2 protein-coding genes are annotated in these 1,440 nt (G+C 75.4%); both read left to right on the top strand.

Annotated features, from left to right (window positions below; all coding sequences use genetic code 11):
• The coding region (locus tag H5J29_RS32565; protein WP_181784737.1) for a hypothetical protein at positions 1-313 on the top strand (313 nt) is incomplete at its 5' end.
• Positions 314-343: 30 nt separating this feature from the next.
• Positions 344-1,440 (top strand): D-inositol-3-phosphate glycosyltransferase (gene mshA / locus H5J29_RS32560; RefSeq protein ID WP_181784736.1); only part of this gene is annotated, 1,097 nt, incomplete at its 3' end.

Genomic DNA, 1,440 nt, shown 5'->3' with positions numbered 1-1,440 from the left:
CGAGCCCGCCGCGCTGGCCGAGATCCTGGACCTCCCGCTCGCCTCCGACGTCGTCCGGGGCGAGGTCGTGGGAGACGGCGTGGCCGTCGCGTGGGCGGACCTGCCCGAGGTGGTGGTGGCCTGCCGCACAACGGGCCTGCCCCTCCCACCCGGTGAGCTCCGCCTCCACGAGGTGCTGGAGGTCGACCTGACCCGCCCCGAGAAGGGCCGCCGCAGCGTCCCGACCTGGGTCGATGCCGTCGGACGGGTGCACGCGGACGATCCGGTCCGGGCCCTGCTGGGCCTCCCCGGTGCGCCGGGTGGCCCGGAGTGAGGGTCGACCGATCGTGCTAGGAAGAAGTACGTGACAGACCGAGCCGCCGCCCGCCCTGACGTCCGGGGCCGCGTCGCCATCCTCTCGGTGCACACCTCGCCGCTCGAGCAGCCCGGGACCGGGGACGCAGGCGGCATGAACGTCTACATCGCCGAGACCGCCACCCGGATGGCGAGGCGCGGCGTGCCCGTCGAGATCTTCACCCGGGCCACCTCGTCGGAGCAGCCGCCGGTCGCCGAGCTGGCCCCCGGCGTGCTGGTCCGACACATCGCCGCGGGCCCCTTCGAGGGTCTCGGCAAGAACGACCTGCCCGGCCAGCTCTGTGCGTTCACCGCGGGCGTGCTGCGGACCGAGGCCCGGCACGAGCCGGGCTGGTACGGCGTCGTGCACTCGCACTACTGGCTCTCCGGCCAGGTCGGCTGGCTCGCCCGGGACCGCTGGGGCGTGCCGCTGGTGCACACCGCGCACACCCTCGCCCGGGTCAAGAACGCCGCCCTCGCCGAGGGGGACGAGCCGGAGCCGATGGTGCGGGTGATCGGTGAGGACCAGGTCGTCGCCGAGGCGGACCGGCTGGTGGCCAACACGGACACCGAGGCGCGCCAGCTCGTCGAGCTGTGCGGGGCGGACCCGCTGCGCACGGTCGCGATCCCACCCGGGGTGGACCTGGAGCGCTTCCGGCCGGGCTCTCGGGCGGTCGCCCGGTCGCGGCTCGGGATCCCGCGCTACGCCGTCGTGCTCGGGTTCGTCGGGCGGATCCAGCGGCTGAAGGCGCCGGACGTGCTCCTGCGCGCCGCCGCCGAGATGCTGCGGCGCGATCCCACGCTGCGGTCGCGGCTCGTGGTGCTCGTCGCGGGCGGGCCCTCCGGGTCGGGGCTGGCCGAGCCCACTTCGTTGCAGGAGCTGGCCGCGCACCTCGGGATCGCCGACGTCGTGCGGTTCCTGCCGCCGCAGGGCGGCGCGGCCCTCGCGACGGTCTACCGGGCGGCCGACGTGGTCGCGGTGCCGAGCCACAACGAGTCGTTCGGGCTGGTCGCGCTGGAGGCCCAGGCCTGTGGTTCGCCCTGCCGCGGAGCCCGACGGATCCCCCGGAGGCCGACGTCGACCTCTACTTCGGCGCGGACCGGTAC

Origin of the sequence: Pseudonocardia pini, from assembly GCF_013870575.1 — a bacterium.
Classification (GTDB): domain Bacteria; phylum Actinomycetota; class Actinomycetes; order Mycobacteriales; family Pseudonocardiaceae; genus Pseudonocardia; species Pseudonocardia pini.
Note: the sequence above shows the minus strand (reverse complement) of the source record. Positions and strands in the feature narration are given on the sequence as shown.